General features: G+C 60.7%; 18 protein-coding genes. 6 read left to right on the top strand and 12 right to left on the bottom strand.

The features are described 5' to 3' along the window. Positions 1 to 51 precede the first annotated feature (51 nt). From pflB to tdcA, 5 genes are all read right to left on the bottom strand, one after another. Complete coding sequence (gene pflB, locus B8P98_RS10955) at positions 52 to 2,346, bottom strand: formate C-acetyltransferase (RefSeq protein ID WP_095032987.1); 2,295 nt, start codon at positions 2,344 to 2,346, stop codon at positions 52 to 54. A 28-nt stretch (positions 2,347 to 2,374) separates the two neighbouring features. Further along, positions 2,375 to 3,583: a propionate kinase gene (gene tdcD / locus B8P98_RS10950; protein ID WP_095032986.1), complete on the bottom strand. Its 1,209-nt coding sequence runs from the start codon at positions 3,581 to 3,583 to the stop codon at positions 2,375 to 2,377. 27 nt (positions 3,584 to 3,610) lie between these two features. Next, a complete protein-coding gene (tdcC, locus tag B8P98_RS10945; protein ID WP_095032985.1) occupies positions 3,611 to 4,942 on the bottom strand; it encodes a threonine/serine transporter TdcC in 1,332 nt (443 codons plus the stop codon). 25 nt (positions 4,943 to 4,967) lie between these two features. Beyond that, a complete protein-coding gene (tdcB, locus tag B8P98_RS10940; protein ID WP_002910762.1) occupies positions 4,968 to 5,957 on the bottom strand; it encodes a bifunctional threonine ammonia-lyase/L-serine ammonia-lyase TdcB in 990 nt (329 codons plus the stop codon). 93 nt (positions 5,958 to 6,050) lie between these two features. After that, positions 6,051 to 6,992, bottom strand: a complete 942-nt coding sequence (tdcA, locus tag B8P98_RS10935) for a transcriptional regulator TdcA (RefSeq protein WP_025714873.1) — start codon at positions 6,990 to 6,992, stop codon at positions 6,051 to 6,053. Positions 6,993 to 7,750: 758 nt separating this feature from the next. Between tdcA and B8P98_RS10930 the strand changes: the two genes are divergently transcribed. From B8P98_RS10930 to B8P98_RS10910, 5 genes are read left to right on the top strand one after another with little or no spacing between them, the layout of a single operon-like run. Beyond that, entirely contained in the window at positions 7,751 to 8,839 is a 1,089-nt protein-coding gene (locus tag B8P98_RS10930) for an ATP-binding cassette domain-containing protein (protein WP_025714872.1), read from the top strand. Further along, positions 8,832 to 9,461, top strand: coding sequence for an ABC transporter permease (locus B8P98_RS10925; RefSeq protein ID WP_025714871.1), 630 nt, complete (start codon positions 8,832 to 8,834; stop codon positions 9,459 to 9,461). Before B8P98_RS10930 ends, B8P98_RS10925 begins: the two co-directional genes overlap by 8 nt. Before the next feature lie 50 nt (positions 9,462 to 9,511). Further along, complete coding sequence (locus B8P98_RS10920; RefSeq protein ID WP_227676627.1) at positions 9,512 to 10,129, top strand: ABC transporter permease; 618 nt, start codon at positions 9,512 to 9,514, stop codon at positions 10,127 to 10,129. A 60-nt stretch (positions 10,130 to 10,189) separates the two neighbouring features. Continuing rightward, complete coding sequence (locus B8P98_RS10915; RefSeq protein WP_095032984.1) at positions 10,190 to 11,089, top strand: ABC transporter substrate-binding protein; 900 nt, start codon at positions 10,190 to 10,192, stop codon at positions 11,087 to 11,089. Continuing rightward, on the top strand, positions 11,067 to 12,464 hold the full coding sequence (locus B8P98_RS10910) for an LLM class flavin-dependent oxidoreductase (protein WP_320157406.1): 1,398 nt from the start codon (positions 11,067 to 11,069) through the stop codon (positions 12,462 to 12,464). Before B8P98_RS10915 ends, B8P98_RS10910 begins: the two co-directional genes overlap by 23 nt. 47 nt (positions 12,465 to 12,511) lie before the next feature. On the opposite strand, the gene B8P98_RS10905 is transcribed toward B8P98_RS10910, so the two are convergent. The 7 genes from B8P98_RS10905 to B8P98_RS10870 all read right to left on the bottom strand — a co-directional run bounded on the left by B8P98_RS10905 (position 12,512) and on the right by B8P98_RS10870 (position 19,775). Further along, the gene (locus B8P98_RS10905; RefSeq protein ID WP_095032982.1) at positions 12,512 to 13,312 is read right to left on the bottom strand and encodes a phosphate/phosphite/phosphonate ABC transporter substrate-binding protein; all 801 of its coding nucleotides are present in this window, start codon (positions 13,310 to 13,312) and stop codon (positions 12,512 to 12,514) included. After that, the gene (locus B8P98_RS10900; protein WP_167382653.1) at positions 13,305 to 14,291 is read right to left on the bottom strand and encodes a fatty acid desaturase; all 987 of its coding nucleotides are present in this window, start codon (positions 14,289 to 14,291) and stop codon (positions 13,305 to 13,307) included. The genes B8P98_RS10905 and B8P98_RS10900 overlap by 8 nt, the downstream gene beginning before the upstream one ends. A 449-nt stretch (positions 14,292 to 14,740) precedes the next feature. Next, the gene (locus B8P98_RS10890; RefSeq protein ID WP_025714674.1) at positions 14,741 to 15,487 is read right to left on the bottom strand and encodes a proteasome-type protease; all 747 of its coding nucleotides are present in this window, start codon (positions 15,485 to 15,487) and stop codon (positions 14,741 to 14,743) included. A 16-nt stretch (positions 15,488 to 15,503) separates the two neighbouring features. Continuing rightward, entirely contained in the window at positions 15,504 to 16,319 is an 816-nt protein-coding gene (locus B8P98_RS10885; RefSeq protein ID WP_095032979.1) for a transglutaminase family protein, read from the bottom strand. Beyond that, entirely contained in the window at positions 16,316 to 17,245 is a 930-nt protein-coding gene (locus B8P98_RS10880) for an alpha-E domain-containing protein (protein WP_080924776.1), read from the bottom strand. The genes B8P98_RS10885 and B8P98_RS10880 overlap by 4 nt, the downstream gene beginning before the upstream one ends. Next, a complete protein-coding gene (locus B8P98_RS10875; RefSeq protein ID WP_004180417.1) occupies positions 17,239 to 18,678 on the bottom strand; it encodes a circularly permuted type 2 ATP-grasp protein in 1,440 nt (479 codons plus the stop codon). The genes B8P98_RS10880 and B8P98_RS10875 overlap by 7 nt, the downstream gene beginning before the upstream one ends. Before the next feature lie 182 nt (positions 18,679 to 18,860). Then, complete coding sequence (locus B8P98_RS10870; protein ID WP_095032978.1) at positions 18,861 to 19,775, bottom strand: alpha/beta hydrolase; 915 nt, start codon at positions 19,773 to 19,775, stop codon at positions 18,861 to 18,863. A 197-nt stretch (positions 19,776 to 19,972) separates the two neighbouring features. Here B8P98_RS10870 and B8P98_RS10865 point away from each other — a divergent pair, with 197 nt between their 5' ends. Continuing rightward, positions 19,973 to 21,706 carry an alpha,alpha-trehalase gene (locus B8P98_RS10865; RefSeq protein ID WP_095032977.1) on the top strand — a complete coding sequence of 578 codons (1,734 nt, stop codon included), beginning with the start codon at positions 19,973 to 19,975 and terminating at the stop codon, positions 21,704 to 21,706. Positions 21,707 to 21,726: the final 20 nt, after the last annotated feature.

Here is a 21,726-nt window from a genome sequence, read left to right as displayed (position 1 = left end):
AGGTGATAACAGAGGAGCCCGCTCAGGGCTCCTCTGTGGCCTGGCGATCGCTCAGAGTTGGCTGGTGAACGTTCGGGAGATCACATCCTGCTGCTGCTCCCGGGTCAGCGCGTTAAAGCGGACCGCATAGCCGGAGACGCGGATCGTCAGATTCGGATACAGCTCCGGGTGTTCGATCGCATCGAGCAGCTTTTCCCGGTTCAGCACATTGACGTTAAGATGCTGGCCCCCCTCCACCGTCTCCTCGTGGTGGAAGTAGCCGTCCAGCAGCCCCACAAGGTTGTTTTCCTGCGCCGACGGCGCTTTGCCGAGGGCCGCCGGCACGATGGAGAAGGTATACGAGATGCCATCTTTGGCGTAGGTAAACGGCAGTTTCGCCACCGAGGTCAGCGACGCCACCGCCCCTTTCCGGTCGCGGCCATGCATCGGATTGGCCCCCGGGGCGAACGGCGTCCCCGCCCGACGTCCGTCCGGCGTATTGCCGGTCTTCTGCCCGTACACCACGTTGGAGGTGATGGTCAGGATCGACTGGGTCGGCACCGCCTGACGCCAGGTGGGGAGCGCCTGAATTTTGCGCATAAAGCGCTCCACCAGGTCGCAGGCGATGGCATCGACCCGATCGTCATTGTTGCCGTACTGCGGATAATCGCCCTCAATGACAAAGTCCACCGCCAGCCCGTGATGGTCGCGCACCGGCTTCACCCGGGCGTACTTTATCGCCGACAGCGAATCCGCTGCCACCGACAGGCCGGCGATGCCGCAGGCCATCGTGCGGTAAACGTCGCGGTCGTGCAGGGCCATCAGCGCCGCCTCGTAGCTGTACTTATCATGCATACAATGGATGATGTTCAGCGCGCTGATGTACTGCACCGCCAGCCAGTCCATAAAGTGGTCGAGGCTGGCCATCACGGTGTCATAGTCCAGCACCTCATCACGCAGAGGGTCGGTTTTCGGCCCCACCTGGATCTTCAGTTTCTCATCCATCCCGCCGTTGATCGCGTAGAGCAGCGTTTTGGCAAGATTGGCGCGGGCGCCGAAGAACTGCATCTGCTTGCCGATCACCATCGGGCTGACGCAGCAGGCGATGGCGTAGTCGTCGCTGTCAAAATCGCTGCGCATCAGATCGTCGTTTTCATACTGCAGCGACGAGGTGGCGATCGACACCCGGGCGGCATATTTTTTAAACGCCACCGGCAGCGCCTGCGACCAGAGCACGGTCAGGTTGGGCTCCGGCGCCGGCCCCATGGTGTGCGGGGTATGCAGGTAACGGAAGGTGGTTTTACTGACCAGGGTGCGGCCATCCAGCCCCATGCCGCCCAGCACCTCCGTCGCCCAGATGGGATCCCCGGAGAACAGCGAGTCAAATTCCGGGGTGCGCAGGAAGCGCACCATGCGGATCTTCATGATGAAGTGGTCAATCAGCTCCTGGGCCTGCTCCTCATTCAGCAAACCGGCGCGCAGATCGCGTTCGATATAGATATCGAGGAAGGTGGCCGTGCGCCCCAGCGACATGGCGCCGCCGTTCTGCGACTTCACCGCCGCCAGGTAGGCGAAGTAGAGCCACTGCACCGCCTCCCGGGCAGTGCGCGCCGGGTGAGAGATATCGCAGCCGTAGCGGGCCGCCATCTCCTGCATCTGCAGCAGCGCGCGCCGCTGTTCGGCCAGCTCTTCGCGCAGGCGCAGGGTGGCTTCCAGCGCCTCGCCGCGCTCCAGGGCCGGCTGCAGGTCGGCAAACTGCAGCTCACGTTCGCGAACCAGATAGCGGATGCCGTACAGCGCCACGCGACGGTAATCGCCGATGATCCGTCCGCGGCCATAGCCGTCCGGCAGCCCGGTGAGCACTCCCGACTTGCGACAGCGCAGCATATCCGGGGAATAGACGTCAAATACCCCCTGATTGTGGGTCTTGCGCAGCGCCGTAAACTGATACTCAAAGTCGGGATCCATTTCGCGGCCATAGGCCTCGAAGGCGCTTTTGATCATATTGATGCCGCCAAAAGGATGCAGAGCGCGCTTCAGCGGCTGGTCCGTTTGCAGGCCGACGATCTTTTCCAGCGGCTGGTTGATATAGCCCGCCGCGTGGGCGGTGATGGAGGTGGCGACATTGGTGTCGAAATCCACCGGCGCATGGGTAGCGTTCTCGACGCGGATCCCGGCCATCACCTGCTCCCAGAGGGCGGTGGTGGCTGGCGTCGCGTCGGCGAGGAAGGACTCATCGCCCTCGTAAGGGGTGTAGTTATGCTGAATAAAGTCGCGAACGTTAATCTGCGTTTGCCACGCCGTACCGCGAAACCCCTGCCAGGCGTCGGCGTATCGGACATCCTGGATATCGATATCTACTTTCATGAACATCGTCTCTCTACAGAATAAAAAGTCAGGCCAGCGCCGCCGCGGTGTGGATCCGGCCTAAGCGGATCGCATCGAGGGCAATCATGCGCTCTTCATTGGTAGGAATAACCGCGCAGCGTACCCGGCTGCCGTCGGCGGAGATCAGGCGCTCGCCGGCCGAATTCGGCTGCTGATTGCGGGCGGCGTCCATCTCAAGGCCAAACACCGCCAGCCGCTCGCTCACCAGCCGGCGGATCAGCACCGAGTTTTCGCCAATCCCGCCGGTGAAAATAATGCCGTCGAGACGCTGCAGCGCGGCGGCGTGACCGGCAATATGGCGGGCGATGCGATGGACAAAGGTTTTAATCGCCAGTCGGGCGCGGGCATGGCCCTCATGCCAAGCCTGCTCCAGCACCCGCAGGTCGGAAGAAAGGCCGGAGATCCCCAGCAGGCCGGAGGCGGTGTTGGCCACCCGCTCCAGGTCGCTGAGGGTCTGCCGGGTTTCCCCGGCAATCCACGCCATGGCACCGAAGTCGACATCGCCGCTGCGGGTGCCCATCATCAGCCCTTCCAGCGGCGTCATCCCCATCGAGGTGTCCACACTGCGGCCGTTACGCACCGCGCAGATCGAGGCGCCATTGCCCAGGTGGGCGATCACCAGGCCGCTCTCCTGCTCCGGTAACCCGAGCAGCGCCAGGGCGCGCCGGGAGACATAGCGGTGCGAGGTGCCGTGGAAACCGTAGCGGCGTACCCCGAGATTCTGGTAATACTCCCACGGCAGGCCATAAAGAAAAGCTTCCGGGGCCAGGGTCTGGTGAAAGCTGGTATCAAAGACCGCCACCTGCATCACTTGCGGGAACAGCCGCTGCGCCGAGGCGATGCCGCTGAGGCTGGCGTAGTTATGCAGCGGGGCCAGGGACGATACCTGGCGAATATTATCGATAACCTCCTCGCTGATAATGACCGACTCGGTGAACAGGTCGCCGCCGTGGGCGACACGGTGGCCAATCAGGGCCACGCTGTCGATGAGGTCGCGTTGGGCTAATGCCCCGGCAATCGCCTGCAGGGCGCCTTCGTAGCCGCGCTGCGCCAGCGCCACCGGCTCGCCGCCGTTGAGCGAGAGAGACGCCCGTTCCGCGTTGATGCCCTCGGCCACACCGTTAAGCAGGCAGTCGCAGCTGGCGACGTCCAGGACGGAAAATTTGATCGACGACGAGCCGCAGTTAATCACCAGTACTACCGGATATTCAGTCATGTTGCACTCCGCGTGGCCTGAGCCGGATTAGAACAGTTTGTAAACGATGTTGAGGATGGTCAGCAGACCAATGGCGGTCACAAAGAGGTTATCGAAACGGCCACGGTATTTGGCCAGCGAAGGCGCTTTACGAATGGCGTACATCGGCAGCAGGCACAGCAGCGAGGCGATAATCGGCGCGCCCATCGCCTCAATCAGGTCGAGGATATTGGGGTTGGCATAGGCCACCATCCAGGTCGAGCCCATGATGAACACCATGCTCAGGGTGTTGAGCTTGCCGCTGGAGACCCGGGTTTTATCCCCTTTATAGCCGAAGCGCAGGATCAGACCGTTGAGCCCCTCAAGGGTGCCGAGATAGTGGCCGAAGAACGATTTGAAGATGGCCACCAGGGCGATGATCGACGCGCCATATTCCAGCACCGTGGCAAAGGTGGATTTAGTGCCCGACATCGAGGCAAAGTGGTTCGCCAGATAGGAGAGCACCGGGATATTCTGCGCCTTGGCGTCCGCCATGTTCTGCGGTGAGAGGGTAAACAGGCAGCTGAAGGCGAAGAACATCACCACCGCCACCATCAGCATGCTGGCCCGGGAGATGATCTGCGAGCATTTACGTTCGGTATACTCGCGGCCAAACTGCGTTTCATACTCTTCACGTTTGGAGAGCACAAACGAGGAGACGATCGGCGAGAAGTTAAAGGAGAACACCATAATGGAGATGCCCAGCCATACCGTCACCAGAATGCCGTCGTGACCGGTTAAGGCGATATCGCTGAGGTTGACCTGGTCAATCACCGCACTATTCCAGTATGGGATCAGGGACAGGGAGATCAGCACCAGGCTGGCGATAAACGGCCACACCAGATAGCTCATCACCTTGACCATCAGGTCTTTGCCAAACCAGATGACAAACGCCATCAGTAGCAGCAGGAGCAGCGCCACCACCCCGCGGTTGAGCGCCGGCATCTGCAGCTGGTTCTCCCAGAAGGTCATGAAGGTATTGGTGATCGTGACGCCATAAATCCACAGCAGCGGGCAGATGGCGAAGAAGTACAGGAAAGTGATCACCACCCCGCCGGTTTTGCCAAAATGCTCTTCCACCGTCTCGGTGATATTGCCGGAGGGGTTAGCCCCCGACAGGCACAGCCGGGCCAGCGCCCGATGGCAATAGAAGGCGATGGGATAGGCCAGCACCAGCATCACCAGGATCGGGATCAGCCCGCCGAAGCCGGCGCGGATAGGGAAAAACAGCACCCCGGCGCCGATAGCGGTGCCAAACAGGCCCAGGGTCCAGGTGGTGTCAGATTTACGCCAGGACGAAAGGCTTGTCTGGCTGGATGCAATGCTCTCAGTCGTACTCATATCCTGTCCTCACTTATGTATTGAATTAAGCGTCAACAAAACCCGTAATTTGCGATACCCGGGAGAGATCGATATTGCCCCCGGAAATCAGGCTGACCGTTTTGCGGTTCTGGATATAGCTGTCTAATTTGCCGCTTAATAACGCGGCGCAGGCCAACGCCCCGGCCCCTTCGGTGATCACTTTATTGCGCTGAATTAAGGCGACCATGCTCTGGCGAATGTCGTCCTCACTCACCAGGACGATGTCATCCACCAGCTGGCGGGCGATTTCATAGGTCAGTTTCCCTGGCCGGGCAACATCGCAGCCATCGGCTAAGGTGCCGGCGTGGCGATGGCTGGTGATTTCGCCGGCATACCAGGAGGCGGCCATCCCGTGAACATTCTCCGACTGCACGCCAATAATGCGGATCGTCGGGTTAATGGATTTAATCGCAATCGCGATGCCGGCAATTAATCCCCCGCCGCCAATGGGCACGATGACATTATCCACGTCGTACAGATCTTCTAATATTTCGAGACCAATCGTTCCCTGCCCGGCGATAACCTGCGGGTCGTCATAGGGGGGAATAAAAATACGGCCCTCAAGTTCAACAATATCGCTGGCTTTGGCGAGGGTATCGTTAAAATTATCGCCATGTAGCACCACTTCCGCCGAATAATCACAGGTGGCGGCAACTTTCGATTTCGGCGCCCCTTTCGGCATCACCACTTTCCCGTCAATGCCAAGCATGGCGCAGGAGAGCGAAACGCCCTGAGCGTGGTTGCCCGCCGAGCAGGCCACTACCCCTTTGCGTTTTTCCGCTGCGGTTAAACCGCAGAGCTTATTAAAGGCGCCGCGGATTTTAAATGAGCCCGTGCGCTGCATGTTTTCAAATTTAAGGAATATTTCTCCCTGGCAGCGTTCGCTAAAATAATTCGAACGGGGCATACCTGTTTTATATATTTTTCCCGCGAGGCGTTGTTTCGCTTCGAGAATATCGTCAATAGATACCGGAAGATCGTAGGTAATATGCATTATGGCCTCTGTATCTTAATATAAAGTCAATGACCGGGCGTCATCCTGCTGATAACAGCGAGGACGTGTGTTGGATTATTTAACGACTTTCAGTTACGCAATAATTTGTAATGGCTGCCAGTGGCGATTGCCCTGCCCCGAGGAATAATGTTTCGCCATCTCCACCAGCGACGCCGCGGCGGTTTTTAACCGGTAATTTTTCGACCATACCGCGGCATAGCGCGCCACCGGCAAGGCCTCTTTGATCGGGATGGTGACAAACTGGCTCGAGCCGAACGGCGTGGTCATGTCGCAGGGGATCACCGTCAGAAAATCGGCATTGAGCACCAGGTTATAGATCGTCACCACCGAATCGGTATTAACGATATTTTCGCGGCGGATGCCGCTGCGCTGCAGGGTGGCCAGCAGTTCGCTGTAGTAGCCCATATTGGTCTCCGGCAGCACCCACTGCTCATGCTGGAGCGAGGCCAGACGGACGGTGCCGTTGCCGATCCGCGCCCGATTCGCCACCAGCACAAACTCAGACTCAAACAGCGGCTCGACGTGCAGGTCCTGCAGTTTCATCTCATCGCTCAGCGTCCCGATGGCAAAGTCAAGACGCCCGTCGCGGATCGCCGGCAAAAAGGCGGAGAGCTGCGCTTCATACATCGAGACCCGCGCCTTCGGGAAGGTCATTTTAAACTGATGCACCATCTCCGACATAAAGGTAAACCCCACCAGCGAAGGGAAACCGAAGGAAACATCCACCACCGTGCTGCTGGTCAGGGCATTCATTTCATTGACCATATTTTTCATTTCACGGGTGATCGTTTCTGACCAGTTGAGAAAAACCTGCCCGGCCTCGGTGAGCGAAACGCCGGTATTTCGCCGGACGATTAATTCGCTGCCAAAATAGCTTTCCATGTCACCAATAATTTTACTGACCGCCGGCTGAGTGAGTCCTAACGCTTTTGCTCCGGCCCCGATTGACCCGCTGCGGATCACTTCCTGGAAAACCACCAGATGCTGTGTTTTAGGCAGAGAAAAAGTATTCATCGCGTCTCACTTTCATTCCTTTGTTGACGGCGGAAAGTGTAACAAATCGCGTTTGCCGGGTTATGTGAGAGCTCTCACAAAGGCTCCGCGGCAGCGGAGAGCGGTTGTCTTTCCGCAGTAAATAACGGTTAAAATACAATTACATAAAATAATTTAGCGCGCTTTTTGAACGTTTATAATCGCCGGCGAATGCGGGGATAAAAATAATTGATGGCAATAACATTGATGCCAACCTGGCGATAAAAAATACGCCTTTTGGCCATATTACAAACAGGCGTGCCGGCTGAATCAGCAAGCCTGAAATTAAATTAATTCTATAAACAATAAAATTCGCATGTAATAAACGGCGCTATTTTGCTGCAATCTTGTCTGACATCACAATTTATCGCCGGGAGGCGGTAAAAAAGGCGGGCCATTCCTTACATTAAAGAAACATTATATTCACAAGTCGAAGAGGGTTGGCGCCACGACCAGCGATGGCTTTTTCGCCCTCCGGCAGCGGGTCATACTTTGATTAAAATCAACCATAGCAATTTATATTTTCTGTAGTCCGGAACGTAGTCATTTGTGTTGTCGATCACAAATCCATAAATAGGCTGCCCGACCTCACCTCCGCCGCAGCGGATTAACCAGCTTTTCACTATGCAAATGCAAATAACGTATTTGCCCTCCCTGCGGGCGCTCTGTAGTTTGAGCCAGGATCCCGGCGCAAATTTATCCGGGTCAGGACTTTATTATTCAGAGTGTTGAATTCCGCCATGATTAAATTAACGCATCTTTTTAAAACCTATCCAGGCAGCGCCCAGCCGGCCATTCGCGACCTCAGTCTGGATATTGCTCATGGCGAATTCTGCACCTTCGTCGGCCCGAGCGGCTGCGGAAAAACCACCATCCTGCGGATGATCAACCAGCTGGATATTCCCGACAGCGGCGACGTCTATATTCAGGGCGTCCGCCTCGCAGACGCCGATATTATCCAGATCCGCCGTCAGATCGGCTTCGTGATGCAAAGCGCCGCGCTCTTTCCCCATCGTACCGTGGCGCAAAATATCGCTACCGTGCCGCGGCTGGCGGGCTGGAGCAAAGCGCGGATCCGCGCGCGGATTGACGAGCTGGTGGCGCTGATGTCGCTCGACAGCCATCTGCTGCACCGCTATCCGCATCAGCTCTCCGGCGGCCAGCAGGGGCGCGTGGCCATCGCCCGCGCCATCGCCGCCGATCCGCCCATTTTACTGATGGATGAGCCCTTCGCCGCCATCGACCCGGTGGTTCGCGAACGCCTCCAGGATGAGCTGTTGCTCCTGCAGCAGCGGCTGAAAAAAACCATTGTGCTGGTGACTCACGATATCAATGAAGCGATCCGCCTCGGCGATAAAATCGCCATTTTCCAGGAAGGCGGCGTGCTGGCGCAGTTTGATACCCCCGACCGTATTCTGGCCCAGCCGGCAAGCGAGTTCGTGCGCCGCTTTATCGGCCCGGAGCCCAATCTGAAGCGGCTGGGCATGATTCAGGTCGGCCAGCTGCCGCGTCACGATGTCCCCCTGCTCGACGAAGCGCTGACGCCGATCGCCAGCGCCCACCCGCCGCTGGCCAGCCCGCTGCGTCTGGTGCTTGACCGACAGCGACGCCCGCTGCACTGGTTCGATCCGCAGCGGGGTCTCACCCTGCCGGTGGAGCGCCCGCTCGCCAGCAGCCACAGCCTGCGTTTTGCCTACAGCGCGCTGCTCGACGTGGCGACCGGCGTGCTGGTGCATGTTAATGGCGAAGGGCAATACCAGGGAGCGGTATCTCACACCCTGCTGCAGCAGGTGCTCGACGGCGCGGTAGGAGTGGGACCTCATGATTGACTGGAGCTGGGTTATCGATAACGACGCGATGATCGGCGATCTGCTCTGGCAGCATGCGCGGATGGTCCTGCTGGCGCTGCTTTTCGGCTCCCTGCTCACCGGCGGCCTGTTAGCGATTACCTTACGCTGGCCCGCGACGGCGCAACCGCTCATCACCCTGTGCGGGGTGCTCTTTACCATTCCCTCGCTGGCGCTGTTTATTTTATTGCTACCGTTTACCGGGCTGTCGCTGACCACCTCGCTGATTGGCCTGACGCTGTATTCGCTGCTGATCCTGCTGCGCAACGTGCTGGCCGGCATGGAGAAGCTGCCGCAGGCGGCGCTGGAGTCGGCGCGGGCGCTCGGCTACACCCGCGGGTTTCGTTTCTTCGATATTGAGCTGTGGCTACTGCTGCCCTCTCTGTTTGCCGGGCTGCGCATTGCCTCGGTGACGCTGGTCGGCCTGGTCACCGTCACCGCGCTGATCGGCCAGGGCGGGCTGGGGCAGCTGCTGCTGGCGGGTTTTAATCAGGACTTTCTGACGCCAATTGTCGTCAGCCTGATCCTGAGCCTGGTTCTGTCGCTGGTCTTTGACTGGCTGATAGCCCGTCTTGGCGACTGGCTTACGCCCTGGACGGAATGATGACCCTGCTGTTTGCAACCTTTCACTGACTAACCCAGCCGGAGCACTGGCTGGGTGATGAGGGCATCCTCCTGCGCCTGGGACAGCATCTTTATTACGTGCTGGTCAGCATGGCCGTGGCCTGCGTCATCGCCCTGCCGCTCGGCATCGCGCTGGGCTACTGGCGCAAAGGCGCCTTCGTGGTGATTAACCTGTTTAATCTCGGCCGCGCCATTCCGTCGTTAGGGCTGATTTTATTGTGCATCATCGTTTTCGGTTTTAACGATATCCCGGTGCTGACGGCGCTTATCGCGCTCTCGATCCCGCCCATCCTCACTAACACCTGGGTAGGGATTTATCACGCCGACCGCCCACTGTGCGATGCCGCCATCGCGCTGGGCATGACCCCCTGGCAAAGCCTGTGGCAGGTGCGGATCCCGCTGGCGGCGCCGCTGATCCTCGCCGGGGTGCGCACGGCGCTGGTTCAGCTTATCGCCACGGCGGTGGTCGCGGCCTATGCCGGTTTGGGCGGGCTGGGACGTTTTCTGATCGACGGCCTCGGGCAGCGGGATATCCCGCAGGTGATCGGCGGCTCGCTGGTGGTTTCCCTGCTGGCGATAGGCGGTGAACTGCTTTTCGCCCGCTGCGCCGGCCGCCTGACCCACCGCCGTATTGCCGCGCCTTATTAGCGTGAAACTGACATGACCCCAGCGCCTGGGGCTGATTAACCTGAAAATAAAAGAGGTATTATGAAGCAATTATTTGGCAAGGCCGTCACCGTCCGTCGATTTCGTCTCTCGCTGCTGGCCGCCGGGCTCTTCAGCCTGAGCGTTAGCACCTTTGCCGCCAGCGTCACCGTGGGCGGAGCCAATTTTACCGAAAGCTCCATCCTCGCCAATATTTACGCCAGCGCGCTAAAGAAAAACCATATCGAGGCCAACACCCGTCTCAACCTTGGCAACCGGGAAATTATTATTCCGGCGCTGCAGAGCGGTGAGATCGATATCGTGCCGGAATATCTTGGCGCCCTGCTCAATTATTACAACGGCAAAACCGAAGCCACCAGCCAGCAGGCCGTTAGCGCCGAGCTGGCCCAGGCCCTGCCCGCTGATTTCACCCTGCTGACCCCCGCCCCGGCCACCTCGATCACCGCCTGGGCGGTACGTGCCGAGACCGCGGAGAAATACCATCTGCGCACCCTCTCCGACCTGAAGCCCATCGCCCCGCAGCTGGTGATCGGCGGACCACCGGAGCTGGCGGTACGTGCTCTGGGCCTGCCGGGGCTGAAGCGCGTCTATGGCCTTGAGTTCAAAGCGGTGAAATCGCTGGACATGGGCGGACCGCTGACCCGACTGGCGCTCAATTCGGGCAAAATCGACGTCGCGACGGTGATCTCCACTCAGGGCAACCTGGCGAAAGAGAAATGGGTGGTCCTTGAGGATGATAAACATGAGCAACCGAGTCAGAACGTGGTGCCGCTGGTGCGCAAAGCCAGTCTGACGCCGGAGATCGGCGCCGTGCTCAATGCGGTTTCCGGCAAGCTGGACAATGCCACACTAATTGCCCTCAACCAGCAGGTCGATCTCCAGCATAAAGATCCGGCAGCCGTCGCCGAGCAGTGGGTTAATGCCAACTTCCCGCAACCCTGACCGTTACCCCGCCACGGATGGCGTTCAGCCAAGAGTCCACGCTATGTCTACCCGACACATGATCCTGAACCTGTTCTTTTACAATCCGCAGGGAGATTACCGCTTCTCCTGGCGCCACCCTGATGCACCAGAAGCGGAAATATTTACCCTCAACTATTACGCCGAGCTGGCGCGCAAGGCCGAAGCGGCGACCCTGGACGCTATCTTTGTCGCCGACCATATCGCGGTGTGGGATACGGTGCCCAGCGGCCTGACCCACTATGCCAACGCCCGGCTTGAGCCGCTGACGCTGCTCTCCGCCCTCGCCGCGGTGACGGAGCATATCGGCCTGATGGCCACCGCGTCGACCTCCTATAACGAACCCTATAACCTGGCTCGCTACTTTGCCTCGCTGGATTTCCTCAGCAATGGCCGGGCCAGCTGGAACGTGGTGACGTCGTGGCTGGAAGAAGAGGCGGCAAACTTCGGTCTGGAGCAGCTTCCCCGCCACGGCACCCGCTACCAGCGGGCCAGTGAATTCATCGACGTGGTCACTCGCCTGTGGGATTCCTGGGAAGATGGCGCGGCGATTTTCGATAAAACGCGCGGCGTATTCGCCGATACCGGCAAGGTGCATCACCTCGACTATCAGGGCGAGTACTTCCGCGTGCGCGGCCCGCTCAACGTCCCCCGTCCGCCGCAGGGCCATCCGCTGCTGGTGCAGGCCGGCTCTTCAGAGGCGGGCAAAGCGCTGGCCGCCACCTGGTCTGATATGCACTTCGTATTTATTCACTCGATCGCCGAGGGGCTGGCCTATCGCGAAGAGATGAACCAGCGGCTGCGCCAGCACGGGCGCGATCCGGCCCATTTCAAAATTATCGCCGGGGTCCTGCCGGTGGTGGTGGATTCCAGCGAGGAGAAAGCGGCCCGCCAGCAGCTTAACGAGCAGCTGATGAGCGACCAGATGGCTATCGACCTGCTCTCCTCTTATCTGCGAATGGATCTCAGCGCCCTGCCGCGGGACCAACCCCTGCCGCCGCTGCCCGATGAAGAGAGCTTTGACGGCATCCGCACGGCGCTGAAGCTTATCCGCCAGTACGATCCGCGGCTCACCCTGCTGGAGTTGGGGAAATTGTTATTACAGAGTTCCGATAGCTGGCTGCTGCTGGGCAGCGCCGAGGAGATTGCCGCCACCTTAACGGAGACCTGGCAGGCGGGCGCCGCCGACGGGTTCAATCTGATGTTCCCGCTGCTGCCGGGAGACTTTGACCGCTTTGTTGACCAGGTGGTACCGATTCTGCAGCGTAACGGCGTCATGCGCGATCGCTATCCGCCCGGCACCCTGCGGGAAAAGCTCGGTCTGCCCGTGGTGGAAAACCGCTTTACCGCGCCGTAGCCCGACATGGCCCGCCCCGGCGCAGATCGCTGGCCGGGGCATTTTACCTATAGCTGGCTGACCCCCAGCGCCGCGGCCTCATCCCGCCACGCCAGCAGCGGCGCATAGGCCTCCCGCGACATATCGCTATAGCCGCAGATCAGCAAGGCGTCGCACAGGGGGCGATAGCGCGCATCGCTCACCAGCTGCTGGAGCGCCTCGCGCAGGCTATTCAGCGTCGCCGCCGGGGTGGCGCCGGCGGTGATCAGCGGCAGCCCTGGCGCGGCCGGGCTCCAGCCGATCGCCACCAGGCCTGCCAGGGCCTGCGGCTGATGGCGCTGCAGCAGCGCGTAGGTCACGCAGTCGATGGCGGCGATATCGGCGTTTTCCTGCTGCAGCTCGCGCAGCGACTGCCGATGGCTGCCGCTGAACACCACCGCCGAAAAAAATCGCCCCTCCCGGGAGAGCGGCGCGACCATTTTACGCAGCACGTTGTAGCCGGACTGCGAGTGCTCGGCATTGCACACCGCCCGACGGCCAAAAAAGTCCCCCAGCATCCGGTGCCTATCCGCTTCGCGGACCACCAGCAGGCTGCGGTAGCGGCGCCCTTCACAACCGGGCGCGGCGTAGTGGAAACAGCCCACCGTCTGCACCTCCGGCAGCTGAGTCACCAGCGGGTAGCCGCAGGTCTGGCTCAGCAACAGCGTCGGCTGGCGCCAGTGGTCCAGCAGATCCTCGGGGTCAGCCGCCGGAGGATCTCCCGTCACGGTCACGCCGCGTTCGGCCAGCAGCGACTGCACCGCCTGCCACAGGGCCTGGGTCTGTTGACGGTGGATGGCATACATCGGAAAGGTCATGCGTTCAGCCATGTTCTCCTCCCGCTTGCGCCTGCTCGCCAAAGCCCGGATGGGCGTTCACCGCCACTGCCCGGCGGCCAAAATGGCGTCGCCACTCGCCGTACCCACGCACCAGGAACCCCTGATTACGCTGCAGATAAACCGCCTGGCGATGCAGATACAGCCGACGTAAAGCGTACCAGGGGACGCCGGGCAGGTCATGATGCACCGCATGGTAGTTGAGATTGAGGAACAGCACCCGCCAGGGGAGCCCGGCCTCGTTGATCACCGAGCGGGCCAGCGGGTCATCCGCGGCGCGGTGTTCGAGAAAAGAGCGCACTTTGGTCAGGGCCAGCGCCGGATAGCTCACCGCCAGCACAAACCACAGTGGGGAAAAACCCTGCGCCACCATCCAGGCCAGCAGGCCCGTCAGCAGCAACAGATGCAGACTCCACATGGCGATAGCGCGGCGGTCGCCCTCGCGGAAAGCGTGCAACGCGCTGTTCAGGGTGTGAATTATATCCATCAGCGGCGCCAGCAGCAGCCGTCCCCAGAAGGTATTGCGCAGGTGGATAAGGCGGCGCTGCCAGGCAGTGAAGCGCTGCCAGCTTTCCGCCGTCACATAGTACGATTCGGGGTCGTCCTCGGGGTGCGTCAGTAGATGGTTGCGATGGTGCGCCAGATGGCTGTCGCGGTAGATGCCATAGGGATACCAGACCGCCAGCGGCAGCGTCCCCAACAGCTGGTTAAACCATGCCAGCCGGGTGGGATGCCCATGGATAAGCTCATGCTGTAAGGACATATACCAGGTGGTAAACCAGATCAGCAGCAGCGTGGCCGGCATCAACCCCAGCGTCTGCCAGCCCGCCACGCAGGCAAACCAGCCGCCGTAAACCGTCACAATCAGCAGCCATGTCGGCAGCTCGCTGCGCCACAGCCAGCTGCGCGCCAGCTGGCGGTTCAGGATGCGCTGCTGGTCATCCACATAGACAGCCGTCTTCTTTTCCGTCACTTCCGATACCTTGCCGTGTTGCCTCATTTCCTCCGAAGATGTGAGATAACACGTTAAATAACAAAGTATTTAATTGACTTAGCTTTGCCAAAAAGCGCGTTTGTGTTCAGCAGGGCAAAGAGAATCCCGTCCATGGCGCAACAGGCTGGCGATGGTTACACAGCTCCTTCGCCCGGCGGCGCTGCGCTTGCCGGGCCTACGGGATCCCCCCTCCCCGGTTCATCCAGACCAGTGCAAGCGCAGCGCCGCCGGACAAGGACAGCGGCATCGCTTTTGTGCCGGGCGGCGGCGGCGCCTTGCCCGCCCTGCGATGCGTGCTGCCTGTCGTTAATTTATTTACCGCTGTTGCTGAAACTTTACCGCCAGGTCGGGATCGGAAAGAGGATACTTAAGGGCTGCAGCACCTTACCCACCTTCGCGCCGACGATACCGGCGGAGCGTCACCGAAACTACTCCTCTTCCCGCTCCGCTGGCGTCCAGGTCGGCAGGGTGCGGAAGGTATGCAGCAGCCCCTCGGACCACGCCTTGCGGATGCGGTTAAAATAGGGATCGCTGTCGGTGATGCGATGCTGCCCGGCGCTGCTCAGACTGTCGCTGCGGTAGAGCAGCGTATCCAGCGGCAGGCCGACCGACAGATTACTGCGCAGCGTCGAGTCAATGGAGATGAGCGCGCAGCACATCGCCTGCTCCAGCGGCGTATCGATGGTCAGCACCCGATCGATGATCGGCTTGCCGTACTTGCTTTCGCCAATCTGGAAATAGGGCGTGTCGCGGGTGGCTTCAATAAAGTTACCCTCCGGATAAATGTGGAACAGACGATGGGTTTCGCCGGCGATCTGACCGCCAAGCAGCAGGTTGCAGTTGAAGTTGGTGTTACTGCAGTTCTGCTGGTTGCTGCTGTCGCGCTGGATCACCTCCAGCAGCGTTTTACCGATCAGCATCGCGGCGTCGTAGAGGGAGGTGACCTGCATCAGGTTCGGCTCTTGCTGGGTTCGGATGCGCGCGCTGAGCAGGCTTATCACGCTCTGGGTGGTGGCCAGGTTGCCGGCGGATTGCAGCACCAGCACCCGTTCCCCCTCCTGATGGAAAACGTGTAGCTTTTTAAAAGTGGCAATATGGTCGACGCCCGCGTTGGTGCGGGAGTCGGAAGCAAACACCAGTCCATCCGCCAGGCACATGGCCACACAGTAGGTCATTGCGGTTTTTCCCGTATTATTGCTGCTGCGCCTGCTGGCTGTGTTCGCGCACTTCAGCGTTGGTTAACATAATTTCCCCGCCGCCGCCCAGCCGGGTGCCCCGTACCGGGCAGGCGTCGAGATAATCCAGCCCGGTCGCCAGCCGCAAATGCTGATTCAGGCGACGGGTATTATTGGTGATATCAAACGATCGCCAGCGGCCGTCGAACCAGACTTCCGCCCAGGCGTGCATCGCCACATGCCGGGCGTTATCACTGTATACATAACCGCTGACGTAGCGCGCCGGGATCTCCAGCGCCCGGCAGCAGGCGAGAAAAACATGGGTATGATCCTGACACACCCCCTTCGCGCGGGCGAAGGCGTCGGCGGCGGAGTCCTGCACCCGGGTCGCGCCGGGGGAGTATGGCATTCTTAACAGCAGATCCGCCATCAGCTGATTCAGACTCTCCTCCGCCGCATCGGGACGATAGAGGCGCTGGGCAAACTCACGGATCGCCGTATCGGCGCGGGTTAGCGGCGTACTGCGCAGAAACACCAGCGGCGACAGCAGTTCGGCCTCTTCCCCCCTCACCTCCTCTTCCTCGTCGGCGATATCGACAATCCCGCTGGCGCGAATGGTGATCTCCTTGTGCGGGTTATCCAGCGTCAACACATGCAGCACATTGCCCCAGCCGTCGGTGGTGGTCACCGCCGCACCGTCCGGCAGGGTCAGCGTCCAGGCGGTGATGGTCTGCCGGCCGGTGCTGCGCGGCGTCAGGCGCAAATACTGGGTGGAAAACTTCACTTCTTCATCGTAGCCATAGCGAGTGAGATGATCGATGACCAGTTTCATAAGGCCTCCAGATAGGTTTGTCTGATGCTGTCGGACAGCGCGTTAATTCTCGCCAGCAGGCCGTTAAGGGTGATCTGCAGGTCCGCCTGCGCCAGGTCGGCGCGGGTACTGAAGCGCAGGTCAACGTTGAGCTGATGCGCCAGGCGCAGCGGTTGATAGGAGCGATCGTTGGCGATTTTCTCCAGCTCGCCGACCAGATCGGCAATGCTGGCGCGCAGCGAACGCGGAATATCGTTGCGCAGGATCAGCAGCTCCATCACCGTTTCCCGACTGACCGGCTGGCGATAGAGGCTGTTGTAGGCTTCGCGGGCGCTAACCGCATTGAGCAGGGTATCCAGCCGGTAGTATTCCCGCACCGGGTCCGGATCGTTGGTTAGCTGTTGATCCTTAATCAGCAGCAGCTGGGTGGTGGCAAACGCACGCTCAATCAGGGTGCCAATACCGATAAAGCTCAGGGCGTCGTTGCGCAGCAGCGTGCCGATCACCGCCCCGCGAAACAGATGCACCCGCTCTTTCACCCACTCGAAAAAGCCGTCGCTGCCCAGTTCGCCCAGCCCCTGCTGGCGCAGGGTTCGCAGCTCGATTCGGGTCGCATTGATGCTCTCCCACACCTCGGCCGACAGGCTGCCGCGCACCGCGTGCGCATTGTTCCACGCCATCTCCACGCAGCTGTAAATGCTGCAGGGGTTGTTGCCATCGAGGGCAAAAAAGTTGAGCAGGTTGCTCATGGTAAAGCGGGCATGGCGCGCCTGAAACAGCTCGTGGGTCATCGACAAATTCAGCGGCAGCGCCAGATCCCGCGACTGCTGGCTGTGGCGGGGGATCATCGATAATTTCCAGGTCACGTCCAGTACCCGGGCGTAGCTCTCCGCCCGCTCGAGATAGCGGGCCATCCAGAACAGTTCACTCGCCGTACGACTTAGCATGATGCGTCATCCTCCATCACCCAGGTATCCTTGGTTCCGCCGCCCTGCGACGAGTTGACCACCAGCGACCCTTCGGTCAGCGCCACGCGGGTCAGGCCGCCGGGCACCAGCCGCATCTCCTGCCCGGACAGCACGTAGGGCCGTAAATCGATATGTCGCGGCGACAGACCTTCATCAACGAAGGTGGGACAGGTCGACAGCGCGAGGGTGTCCTGGGCAATATAGTTGGCCGGATTGGCCAGCAGGCGCTGGCGGAAGGCCTCTCGCTCCTCTTTGGTCGAACGCGGGCCAACCAGCATGCCGTAGCCCCCGGCGCCATGGACCTCCTTGACCACCATCAGCTCGAGGTTACTCAGCACATAGCGCAGGTCCTCTGCTTTCCGGCACTGCCAGGTGGGGATATTACTGAGGATCGGCTGTTCGCCGAGGTAAAAGCGGATCATCTCCGGAACGTACGGATAGATCGATTTGTCGTCGGCGACACCGGTGCCGATGGCGTTGGCCAGTACCACGCCGCCGGCGCGATAGACGGACAGCAGCCCCGGTACGCCGAGCATCGAATCGGCGCGGAAGGCCAGCGGGTCGAGCCAGGCGTCGTCGATGCGGCGATAAATCACATCCACCCGCCGCGGCCCCTCGGTGGTCCGCATATACACCGCGCCGTTCTTAATGAACAGGTCGGCGCTTTCCACCAGCTCGACCCCCATCTGCTGCGCCAGGAAGCTGTGCTCGAAGTAGGCGCTGTTGAAGCGCCCCGGGGTCATCACCACGACACAGGGGTCATCCACCAGCGAGCTTTCGCGCAGGGTCTGCAGGAGGTAGCTTGGGTAACGCTCCACCGGCGCAATGTGATGCTGCTCGAACATCTCCGGATAGAGGCGCATCATCATCTTACGGTTTTCGAGCATGTAGGAGACGCCGGACGGCGTACGCAAATTATCCTCCAGCACGTAGTACTGACCGTCGTTATTGCGCACCATATCGACGCCGGTGATATGGGCATAGGTGTTGTTTGGCAGGTTGATGCCCTGCATGCACGGCTGATACTGCTCGTTGGCCAGCACCTGCTCGGCCGGGATCAGCCCCGCGCGCAGGATATTCTGCTCATGATAGATGTCATAGAGGAAGGCGTTCAGCGCTTTCACCCGTTGGCGAATGCCGCGGTCAATGCGCTGCCACTCCCCGGCGGGTATGATCCGCGGCACACTGTCAAACGGGATCAGCCGCTCGGTTCCCTCATCCTCGCCGTACACGTTAAAGGTGATGCCGATACGGTGAAAAAGCAGTTCCGCTTGCGCTTTTTTCTGCCGGATAGAGAATTGATCGGTGTTGCGAAACCATTGCCACCAGGCATTATAGTGCGGCCGCTGTTCCCCCTGCGCGGTCAGCATCTCGTCATAATAATGCCCATCAGGAAGCGTAATTTTTATCATGGCCATCCCCTCCGGTTGGACTCACTTTGTGGTAATCCCGGTAAGAGATAAGCATTAATTATGCCAGGTCATCTGCCGACGCGGCGTTGTGCAAACGGGTTCTTACGCGCCGTTTGATTGTGCAAAAAATCACCGCGCCGGCGGCCCGCGCCCGGCAGCGGTTGCACCGTCGTGAGGCAGGGCTATGTTTTTTGCGCCATCGTGGACGCCAGCGCCGTCAGCCAGGCGGCATAGTCCGCGGGCCAGGCGGTCGTCGGCGTGCCCGGGCGCCCCATGCCAAAGCCATGCCCGCCGCTGGCATAGCGCCAGAGCTGCACCGGAACCTGATGCTGACGGCAGGCGTCGGCCATCAACAGCGTATTATGCGGGTCGGAAACCGGATCGTCCTGCGCCTGCACCAGGAAACAGGGCGGCGTGGCCTGTGTCACCCAGGTTTGTACCGACCAGGCGCGGTCGGCTGCTTCGCTCGCCTGCGGCCCCACCAACTGGCGATGAGTCGCCGTATGGCTCCAGGGCGGCAGGAGCGTGATCACCGGATAGATCAGCGCGGCGCCGTCGGCGGTGGCGGGCTGGTGGTCCAGCACATCCTCCGGCGGATAGCTGGCAAACGCCGGCCGACAGGCGGCCATCCCCAGCAGATGTCCCCCCGCCGAAAAACCGAGCACGCTGACCTGCGATTCCCGGGCGCGAATCAGCCGCAGGGCCCGCTGCGCATCCTGCAGCGGCGCCAGCGCCCCGGCCCGCCACCCTTCCCCCGGCAAGCGGTAGCTCAGCACATAGGCGGTATAGCCGTGCGCCGTCAGCCAGTGCGCCGCCGGCCAGGCCTCACTGGCCATCTCGATCCGCTGGTATCCGCCGCCGGCCGCCACCAACACTCCGTGGCCAGTGGCCCGGGCGGGTTGCCAGACCGTCAGCACAGGACGAGCGATATGGCTCAGCGCGCCGCGGGCGGATAACCGGGCCTCGCCCCCCGGCCCGCCGCCCCCCGGCGGTTGATCCGGCCACAGCGGCAGCGTCATCGCCGGAGCAGTGGCCGCCGCGCCCCGCGCCGCAGACAGCGCGGCGGCGCTGAACAGCAGAAATTGACGTCGATTCATAACTGACTCCCGGGCGCGTTAGCTTGCCTGTAAGCCTAACCGCTTTGCTGGCGGTTGTATCAGAAAACCTGGCAGGTAAATCCTCTGTTTTCGCGCAAAATGTTACCCCTGACACGCGCAGCGGCAGATATTCGTCTAAGGTTTTTGGATGGCCAAACGTCGTGGCCCGCAGTCGATAATGATAAGGAGAACTCCCCATGACGAGTACTGATGCACATCGTCCCGCTGCTTTGCCCTGTTCCCTGCGCCTGGCAATCGGCGGCGCCCTGTTCGCCCTGATGAGCCTGAACGCTCAGGCGGCAGACGGCAAAACAGCGCCGCCCCCCTCGCCGGATATTCTGCTGGGCCCGCTGTTCAATGATGTCCAGAGCGCAAAGCTCTTTGCCGATCAAAAAACCTTCGCCGACGCCATTCCTAACAGCGATCCGCTGATGATCCTTGCCGATTACCGGATGCAAAAAAACCAGGCCAGCTTTGACCTGCGCCACTTTGTCGAGCTGAACTTCACGCTGCCGAAAGAAAATGACACTTATGTGCCGCCTAAAGGGCAAACCCTGCGTCAGCATATCGATGGCCTGTGGCCGGTCCTGACCCGCAGCACCGTCGAGGTGGAAAAATGGGACTCGCTGCTGCCGCTGCCTAAGCCCTACGTGGTCCCCGGAGGACGCTTTCGCGAAGTCTATTACTGGGACAGCTATTTCACCATGCTGGGTCTTGCCGAAAGCGGTCACTGGGATAAAGTCGAGGATATGGTCGCCAACTTCGCCGCGGAAATTGATACCTGGGGCCATATCCCCAACGGCAACCGCACCTATTACCTCAGCCGTTCGCAGCCCCCCTTCTTCTCCTTTATGGTAAGCCTGCTGGCGACGCACGATGGCGACCAGGTGCTGAAAACTTACCAGCCGCAGCTGGAGAAAGAGTATCGCTACTGGATGGCCGGGGCGGACGCGCTGGCCCCCGGCAGCACCGACAAACGGGCGGTGCGGATGGCGGATGGCGCGCTGCTCAACCGCTACTGGGACGATAACGACACCCCGCGTCCCGAGTCCTGGCTTGACGACGTCAAAACCGCCAAAAGCAACCCGAATCGTCCGGCAACCGAGATCTATCGCGACCTGCGCTCCGCCGCCGCCTCCGGCTGGGATTTCAGCTCCCGCTGGATGGATAATCCGCAGCAGCTCGCCACCATTCGCACCACCTCGATTGTCCCGGTCGATCTCAATGCCCTGATGTTCCATCTGGAGAAAACCCTCGCCCGCGCCAGCAGGGCAGCGGGGGACAGCGCTGGCGCTACGCAGTACGATGCGCTGGCTAACGCCCGCCAGCAGGCCATCGAGAAATATCTGTGGAATGATAAAGAGGGATGGTACGCCGACTACGATCTGAAAACCCACAAGGTGCGCAATCAGCTGACCGCGGCGGCGCTGTTCCCGCTGTACGTCAATGCGGCGTCACGCGAGCGGGCGACGAAAGTGGCCGCCGCCGCTGAGTCGCGCCTGCTCAAACCCGGTGGACTGACCACCACCACCGTCAACAGCGGCCAGCAGTGGGACGCCCCGAACGGCTGGGCGCCGCTGCAGTGGGTGGCGGTCGAGGGCCTGCAAAACTACGGCCAACAAAAGATCGCCATGGAGGTCAGCTGGCGCTTCCTGAGCAACGTTCAGCATACCTATGACAGCAAGCAAAAGCTGGTGGAGAAGTATGACGTCAGCTCGACCGGCACCGGCGGCGGCGGTGGGGAATATCCGCTACAGGATGGCTTTGGCTGGACCAATGGCGTCACCCTGATGATGCTGGATCTGATCTGTCCGCAGGAGAAACCCTGTGACGCCCTGCCCGCCACGCGCCCGGCGGCGTCTCCTTCCGCGCAGAGCCAGCCCGCCGCCAACGACCCGGCGCCGGCGGCCGCGCAAAAGACCGGCTCCTGACGCTTTTCCGGCCCGCCGCT

The organism is Klebsiella quasivariicola (assembly GCF_002269255.1).
GTDB classification, from domain to species: Bacteria; Pseudomonadota; Gammaproteobacteria; order Enterobacterales; family Enterobacteriaceae; genus Klebsiella; species Klebsiella quasivariicola.
This window is presented reverse-complemented; position numbering and strand designations above follow the sequence as displayed.